The sequence below is a fragment of the Polynucleobacter sp. 35-46-11 genome, from assembly GCF_002281105.1.
This window is the reverse complement of sequence record NZ_NCFJ01000122.1, coordinates 1-5,994: the sequence shown is the minus strand read 5'-3', so window position 1 is coordinate 5,994 and position 5,994 is coordinate 1. Positions and strand designations below refer to the sequence as shown.

At 45.9% G+C, this 5,994-nt stretch carries 5 protein-coding genes and 1 tRNA gene; 1 reads left to right on the top strand and 5 read right to left on the bottom strand.

Translation table 11 applies throughout. The features are described 5' to 3' along the window. Both B7Y67_RS09560 and B7Y67_RS09555 read right to left on the bottom strand, forming a co-directional pair. Positions 1–305: hypothetical protein (locus B7Y67_RS09560; protein ID WP_293598443.1), on the bottom strand; the 305-nt coding region annotated here is incomplete at its 3' end. Between the two features lie 21 nt (positions 306–326). Continuing rightward, entirely contained in the window at positions 327–1,007 is a 681-nt protein-coding gene (locus B7Y67_RS09555; RefSeq protein WP_293598442.1) for an ABC transporter ATP-binding protein, read from the bottom strand. 24 nt (positions 1,008–1,031) lie between these two features. On the opposite strand from B7Y67_RS09555, the gene B7Y67_RS09550 reads away from it, so the two are divergent. Continuing rightward, positions 1,032–1,682 (top strand): arylesterase, encoded by a 651-nt coding sequence (locus tag B7Y67_RS09550; RefSeq protein ID WP_293598441.1) that lies wholly within the window; start codon positions 1,032–1,034, stop codon positions 1,680–1,682. A 2-nt stretch (positions 1,683–1,684) separates the two neighbouring features. Here the strand turns inward: B7Y67_RS09550 and B7Y67_RS09545 are convergent, their stop codons facing one another. The 3 genes from B7Y67_RS09545 to lon all read right to left on the bottom strand — a co-directional run bounded on the left by B7Y67_RS09545 (position 1,685) and on the right by lon (position 5,874). Continuing rightward, complete coding sequence (locus tag B7Y67_RS09545; RefSeq protein ID WP_293598440.1) at positions 1,685–3,142, bottom strand: peptidylprolyl isomerase; 1,458 nt, start codon at positions 3,140–3,142, stop codon at positions 1,685–1,687. 105 nt (positions 3,143–3,247) lie between these two features. Then, a tRNA-Val gene (locus B7Y67_RS09540) sits at positions 3,248–3,323 on the bottom strand. Positions 3,324–3,441: 118 nt separating this feature from the next. Continuing rightward, on the bottom strand, positions 3,442–5,874 hold the full coding sequence (gene lon, locus B7Y67_RS09535) for an endopeptidase La (RefSeq protein ID WP_215387777.1): 2,433 nt from the start codon (positions 5,872–5,874) through the stop codon (positions 3,442–3,444). Positions 5,875–5,994 lie beyond the last annotated feature (120 nt).

Sequence of the window (5,994 nt, the reverse complement as noted above, 5' to 3'; positions counted from 1 at the left end):
TTACTAGCCCACGGAGATACAGTTCCAAAGCGCGGTATGGCAATAGCAGATTGCTTCTCAGATGCTTTACTAAATAAGGAACCAGAACCCTTGATTAGCGACACAAAAGTTTGTCCGTAAGTCAGCAGACTTTCGAGCACCTCTTTGTCTTTGGTATTGAGTTCAGACTCAGACCAAATGAAATGAAGATATTGAGCCTCTATGGACTCAAGTTGGATTCCCTGGGCTGCGAGCGAAGCTAAAAGTCGCTGTTGGCGGAAGGCTGAAAGGGCATTTGCCCCGGGCAAGCAACAGAATGATGACATGCCAAGATTATAAGGTTTTGATCAAGCTAGGCGACCACCCTGAAGGCTTAATTGGCGCCCTGACCGTGCAGCCAAGGCAGGATCATGGGTCACCAGAACCAGGGTTGAGGAATTCTCCCGATTCAGCTCAAAAAGAAGCTCAATCACCCTATTTCCACTTGCCTCATCAAGGCTCCCAGTGGGCTCATCAGCAAATAGGATGGCAGGTTTATTGATAAAGGCCCGGGCTAAAGCCACACGTTGTTGCTCACCCCCAGAGAGGGTCTTCGGAAAATGGTTTGATCTTAGACTTAATCCCACCTTATCCAGCCACTCAGCAGCAGCCTGCCTTGCCTCAGATTGCTTAACGCCAGTAATCTCCAGGGGGAGCATTACATTCTCTTGGGCGGTTAAATGGGGCAATAGCTGAAATGATTGAAAGACAAAGCCAACGGATTGGCCTCGTAAACGGGCCCTACCATCTTCATCTAATAGATTTAAGTTTTGTCCCATCAGGTATATCTGACCTGTACTTGGGAGATCGAGACCGGCTAGAAGACTTAACAAAGTGCTCTTTCCAGACCCAGAGGCACCCACAATAGCCACACTCTCGCCTTGCTCAATTTGAAAGCTGAGTTCATGCAAAATGACTAAGTCGCCATCAGCAGTGTTTACTAGCTTGCCCACGCGCTCAGCAACAATGGAATTAGACTGTTTGTTCATGTGGAAATTTCTTAGAATGGAAAAATGCGGATTCAACTATTAACTAGTAATAAATTCATTACAGGTCTATTTTGCCTCTTAATGAGCATTTCTTCCTGGGCTCAGGTCAAGCCAGTGGTCCTAATTTTAGGAGATAGTCTTTCAGCCGAATATGGCCTGCCTCGTGGAACTGGATGGGTCAACCAACTAGAAGGACAGCTTATCAGGGACAAGAGCCCATGGAGCGTATTTAATGCCAGCATTAGCGGTGAGACAAGCTCAGGAGGACTAAGTCGCCTCCCTAATCTATTAAGTCAAAAGAAACCGGGAATAGTTCTGATAGAGCTCGGAGCAAATGATGCCTTGCGTGGTTTGCCTATAAACCAAACTGAAACGAATCTACGCAAGATGATTCAGATGAGCAAGAAATCAGGCGCCAAGGTTTTGCTCTGTGGCATACAGATTCCTCCAAACTATGGCCAAAATTACACCATGCAATTTAAAGAGCTTTATGCTCAACTGGCCAAACAAGAACGGATTGAGTTGCTACCCTTCTTCTTGGAAGGCGTTGCCACTAGGCCAGAATTATTTCAAGCGGATCGCCTACACCCAAATGTTGAAGCGCAAAGCGTTATCTTTCAAAACGTATGGGGCTCAATGGCCCCATACAGTAGCTTGCTAAAAAAGCTACCTTAAATTTAACTGCCTGAGCTTGCTTGTTTGAGTGGGTTAATGACTTTAACGCCAGCACTATTGCGCCAGTAAGCCATAAAACCTGCAAATTCTGACTGTGCAGCCAATGCTTGAATCTGTTGTGCTTGCGCATTACGCACCTTAGCATCAACGACCGGTGGTTGGCGAACCTGGTCAATGCGATAAATAGTAGTGCCTACACCTGGATTTGCCACTGAAACTACGGCAGGTAATTTGCTTGCGTTAACAGACATGACCTCATCCATTGAAGCCCCTACTAGGCTACCCGGCTTATTTCTCGAGATCCAGCTAGCGCTTCCAAAACCAGCAGCATTCTTCGGGTCCTTTTCAAGTGCCAAAAATTTTTCACTGGCATCCGCAATGGCTAGTTTCTCGGCAGCACGTTGAGTAACTTGGCGCTTCACTTCAGCCGCAACTTCTTTAAAAGGCAAAGTTTGCGCAGGGTGTAGCGTCACAACGCGAGCAGATACAAAGACACCTGGCGCTGTTTGGACGGCCTCAGTATTGCGCTTGTTCTTCAGAGCCTCATCGCCATAGAGGGACTGAACCACTTTAGGATTAGCCAATGGATGATCACTGGATACACCGGACGCACCACTACGTGTTACGCCCTTCTGAGTTTGAATACTGAGCTTTAATTTATCAGCAGCCGGTTTCAGACTATCAGCTTGATCGTAAGTGATGTTTGCAAACTGATCTGCCTTTTCGCTAAACACTTTCGAATCTTCTTTGGGATCAGCCTTCAGGACGATGTATTCCACATCGATATATTCAGGGCGCTCGAATAGCTTGGCATTAGCCTCATAAAAGGCTTGTAACTCTTCGGGGCTTGGATTTACTTTGGATAAATAATCTTTAGCATTGAACTGCAAAGTTTGAACTTGTCTTTCAGTCTCATATAAGGACAAAATAATTTGAGACAGTTTTGGGTTGGTCAACTCCGTACGTGCAACCGAATTCACTAACTGTTGAATTTTCAAGTCAAAGCTTTGGCTGGCATAAAACTGCTCTTCATTCATGCCATTGCTTGCCAGCAACTGTTTAAAACGAGCATCGTCAAATTTTCCGTCTTCACGATACAAAGCACGAATCTGCGGAATCATTTGGAGGCTATTAACAAGCTCTTGTTTCCCTACCTGTAAACGCAGATCGCTCACAGCAAATCCCAAGATGCGCTGTTGCAGCAATTCGTTCAAGATTGCCTGACGAAACGGTAAGCTTTGAGCAATCTGTAGATTTCCACCAACGCGCTCTGCTTGACGCTTTGCCGCCATATCGACTTCTTGGAGCGTAATGGGGTTGCCATTCACTTTAACTAAGTCGGTTTCCTTATCCATGAATTCGGAGTAACTTGAGATCCCGAATAATGCGAATGAGGGAACAATAAACAGCATGAGTACAAACTGCAAAATCTTACGGTGTTTACGTACTGAATCAAACATGGATTAATCGCTCGAAAATAAAGTCAATAACGCGAGTGTACTAGGCTGGGTGTCTAGAGAAACTAGAAAGCCTAAGAAAGGAAACTGAAAGGTGGTTTGGGGAACTGGTGGGCGCTGACGGGATCGAACCGCCGACATTCTGCGTGTAAGGCAGACGCTCTACCATCTGAGCTAAGCGCCCCAATTTATTACAGACGAGATTGTAACCTAGTGTGAGGACATAAGAGAGATTCTTCATCAAAATGAACTTAAATGAGTCGCTTAATTTGACTCAAAATCCCTCAAATATCCCCTAGACATCAATGCTTTAAAGCCTCTCCAGAAGAAATCTTTTCATTGGCCTTGCTAGCTTCAGCAGCCTGTTTAGCGAGTTCTTCTGGTGTTGGATCAGGCAAAGCAACTGGTTTTCTCTCTAATGCTAATTCAAGAACCTTATCAATCCAACGTACCGGCACAATTTCAATCGCATTCTTGACGTTATCCGGTATGTCGATCAAATCTTTGACGTTTTCCTCGGGAATCAGGGCAAGCTTAATACCGCCACGATGAGCTGCTAATAACTTCTCTTTGAGGCCACCAATCGGAAGCACTTCGCCGCGCAAGGTAATTTCCCCAGTCATCGCCACATCAGAACGAATTGGAATCCCAGTAAATACGGATACGAGGGCTGTTGTAATTGCAATGCCGGCAGACGGGCCATCTTTTGGTGTTGCGCCATCTGGAAAGTGAATATGAATATCTTTCTTCTCGAAGGCTTCATCTGCAATTCCCAAAGCTCTTGCTCTCGAGCGCACCACAGTTTTTGCCGCTTCCACAGACTCTTTCATAACGTCACCGATCGAACCGGTGCGAGTAATAACACCCTTACCAGGCATGACCGCTGCTTCGATTGTCAGAAGATCTCCGCCAACCTCAGTCCAGGCTAAACCTGTAACTTGGCCAACTTGATTCTCTTTTGCCGCCAAACCAAAGTCATACATCTTGACCGAGAGGAATTTCTCGAGATTGTCAGCATCCACAGTAACTGGGGCAGCCTCTTTCTTCAGTAGCAATAACTTGACTACCTTGCGGCAAATCTTACTGATCTCTCGCTCCAAAGAACGCACACCAGCTTCACGTGTGTAGTAGCGAATCATGCTGCGAACAGCGGATTCCTCAATCTTCAACTCGTCTTTCTTGAGGCCATTATTTTTAATCTGTTTAGGGATTAAATAGTTAATCGCAATACTAGTCTTCTCATCTTCGGTATAGCCTGCAAGACGAATAATTTCCAGACGATCCAGCAAAGGACCGGGAATATTCAGTGAGTTCGACGTCGCAACAAACATCACATCGGACAGATCAAAGTCAACTTCAACATAGTGATCTTGAAATGTGTGGTTTTGCTCTGGATCTAATACTTCCAGCAAGGCACTCGCAGGATCACCGCGGAAGTCCATGCCCATCTTATCCACTTCATCCAAGAGGAATAGCGGATTGCGCACGCCAACCTTAGTCAAGCTAGAAAGAATTTTGCCGGGCATAGAACCGATATAGGTACGACGATGACCGCGAATCTCGGACTCATCACGCACGCCACCCAAGGCCATGCGGACAAACTTACGGTTAGTTGCACGGGCAATAGATTGACCCAGAGAGGTTTTACCAACTCCTGGAGGGCCAACTAAACACAGGATGGGAGCCTTGACGCGATCTACACGTTGTTGAACCGCAAGGTACTCCAAAATACGTTCTTTAACTTTATCCAGACCGTAATGATCCTCATCTAATACTTTTTCGGCGTTAGTTAAATCATTATTGATCTTGGTTTTCTTCTTCCAAGGAAGCGTTACCAATGTATCAATGAAATTGCGAATCACTGTCGCCTCAGCAGACATTGGTGACATCAGTTTAAGTTTCTTCAGCTCAGACTCGGCCTTCTTCAATGCTTCCTTAGGCATACGAGCAGCCTTAATGCGCTTCTCGAGTTCCTCGAGATCAGCACCCTCTTCGCCCTCGCCTAATTCTTTTTGAATGGCTTTAACCTGTTCATTCAGGTAATACTCGCGCTGACTCTTTTCCATCTGGCGCTTTACGCGTCCACGAATACGTTTCTCAACTTGAAGAATGTCGATCTCACTCTCAAGATCAGCCAAGAGACTTTCTAAACGCTGAACCACGTCAGTCATCTCTAGCAAGCGCTGCTTCTGCTCAAGCTTGACTGGGAGATGAGCGCAAATCGTATCCGCTAAACGACTTGGGTCGTCAATGCCGCCCAATGAAGACAGAATTTCTTGAGGAACTTTCTTATTCAGTTTTACATACTGGTCAAACTGCGCCATGATGGCACGACGCAATGCTTCAGTTTCATGTGCATCTAACGCTGACATAGGAGTTGGGGTTGCCTCACAGGCAAAGTAGCCAAGGCTATCTTCGACTTGACTTACTTCAGCGCGTTGTACGCCCTCAACCAATACCTTAACAGTGCCATCTGGCAACTTCAGCATTTGCAGAATGTTGGCGATACAGCCGACCTCGTAGAGGTCCTCAACGCCTGGCTCATCCTTAGCAGCCGTCTTTTGAGCAACTAAAAGCACATTTTTGCCAGTTTCCATGGCGGCTTCTAGGGCTTTAATTGATTTTGGTCGCCCTACAAATAATGGGATAACCATGTGCGGGAACACCACGACATCTCTCAATGGGAGAAGTGGTAGTTGAATAGGTTCAGAGGGTAGTAATAAGTGGCCAGGCATGGGGCAATTCCTCCAAAATAGTCATTCCGTAAAAATCTCTAAAAATGCCGCACCACTACATACGGACATAATTTAGGAATAGGATACTACCTATATGGGTGTCACCAAGTGAAAAACAAG

What these genes read in the sequence shown, in the direction of transcription:
- B7Y67_RS09545 (WP_293598440.1), bottom strand. Translation starts at nt 3,142, where the DNA reads ATGTTTGATTCAGTACGTAAACACCGTAAGATTTTGCAGTTTGTACTC.
- B7Y67_RS09550 (WP_293598441.1), top strand. Translation starts at nt 1,032, where the DNA reads ATGCGGATTCAACTATTAACTAGTAATAAATTCATTACAGGTCTATTT.
- lon (WP_215387777.1), bottom strand. Translation starts at nt 5,874, where the DNA reads ATGCCTGGCCACTTATTACTACCCTCTGAACCTATTCAACTACCACTT.
- B7Y67_RS09555 (WP_293598442.1), bottom strand. Translation starts at nt 1,007, where the DNA reads ATGAACAAACAGTCTAATTCCATTGTTGCTGAGCGCGTGGGCAAGCTA.